This window comes from Novosphingobium aerophilum (assembly GCF_014230305.1).
In the GTDB taxonomy this organism is placed as follows: Bacteria; Pseudomonadota; Alphaproteobacteria; order Sphingomonadales; family Sphingomonadaceae; genus Novosphingobium; species Novosphingobium aerophilum.
The window spans coordinates 1-1,443 of record NZ_JACLAU010000102.1; the positions used below are offsets into that span (position 1 = coordinate 1).

General features: G+C 61.7%; 1 protein-coding gene. It reads right to left on the reverse strand.

The genetic code is table 11. The annotated features are described in order from the left end of the window. Positions 1-496: 496 nt before the first annotated feature. Positions 497-1,443, reverse strand: a 947-nt coding sequence (locus H7F49_RS19190; RefSeq protein WP_214647920.1) for an MFS transporter, incomplete at its 5' end; no start/stop codon positions are given.

The following is a 1,443-nucleotide window of genomic DNA, read 5'->3' on the forward strand; positions in this document are numbered from 1 at the left end:
CCACCATCAGCTCCGGCGCCACATCTCCCACGGCGCCGACCCGAAATCCCCATAGCGCAACGCCTGCCTCCCGCGGGTCGTACATGTCAGACTTTCGTACGCCTCCCGGCGCCCGAAACCCTTCGACAAAGCCGTCGTGCGTTCGCATTGTGCCGAATGGCAAGTTTCATCACAAAAGCCGACGCCCACATCAACAGCAATGCGAACCGAGGTGATTGGCAGCAGCTTTGTCCGTTCTCAATTGCGCGACTACAGCAAAGGCTTGGTGCGAGGCGCCGTCTTCTGAAGGCAAGCGTCGCGGATAGTGCAAACCTGCGGCGTTGGCGCGAGATCGAATTGAGTTGGCGGTCTTGTCGAAAGGGACGTGGAAAAGGCTGGATTTGTATCGGCCTGTTTGGCGTGCTTTCCCATCCCTCCGTGATTTCGGCGAAGCACAAGCCCTGCTCAAGTCACAACCTCAGATCTGTGCCATTGGTACCGGTCGGGCACAGGTCGCCTAACCTGCAACGACATCCGATCTTGGCGAGCTTCCGGACTGCAGCAGCGATCCGAGAGCGATCGGCACGCCCACCAGTGCGGCCATACCGGCCGCCGCAAACGTGCCCTGCATGCTGCCGATTGCGGTTTGCCCCAAGGTCACGAGCGGCGGGCTCAAGAACTGACCGAGAAAGAAGCAGCCTGTCCAGACACCCATGCCGCGTCCGCGATGTTGAACCGGTAGGTCGCGCTGCGCCCAGGTGATCAGTGTCGGGATCATCATGCCGACCCCGGTTTGCTGGAAAACCACGCCCGCAGCCATCCACTTCCAATCCGGAGCGACGCCGATCAGCCATAGCCCCCCGCCCACCAGCGCCAACAGGAGCGCGAATGCGACTTCCGAACGGTGCTTGCCGACGAGCCAGAAGATCCCAGCGCCGAGGGAAACGCCAAGGCTCGGCAAGAAGGTGATCCGGCCAAGTTCGTCCGACGATTCCACGCCGACCTCGCGGAAGGCGAGGCCGCCATTCACGGCATAGACGTAATAGATGATCGAGCAGAGCAGAGTCACACCGCCGATCAGGGCGATCTGCCGGACGGGGAACGGCGACCGGTCGTGCAAACCATCTTCGGCCGCCGGGTGGGAAACGGGAACTTCCGGCTCGAATACGAACGCAAACATGGCGAGGAAGATCGGAAACGCGGACAGATAGATGAGGAACACGCCGTTCCACTGCATGGCTGTCAGATAACCGGAACCCAGGATCAGCGCGCTGCCGAGGAACGGGCCGGCAATACCCTGGATGCTGAGCCAGTGCCTCCGGCCCTGCTCGTCCCAATAGTCGGCAATCAGTGTGTTCACGGTCGTGAGAATGGCCGCTTCCGCGATGCCGAGCGCGACGCGGGACAGGAACATCGCATCGAGACTGGCGAGAAAGAAGGGAGCGGTCCCCGCAACGGCGTAAA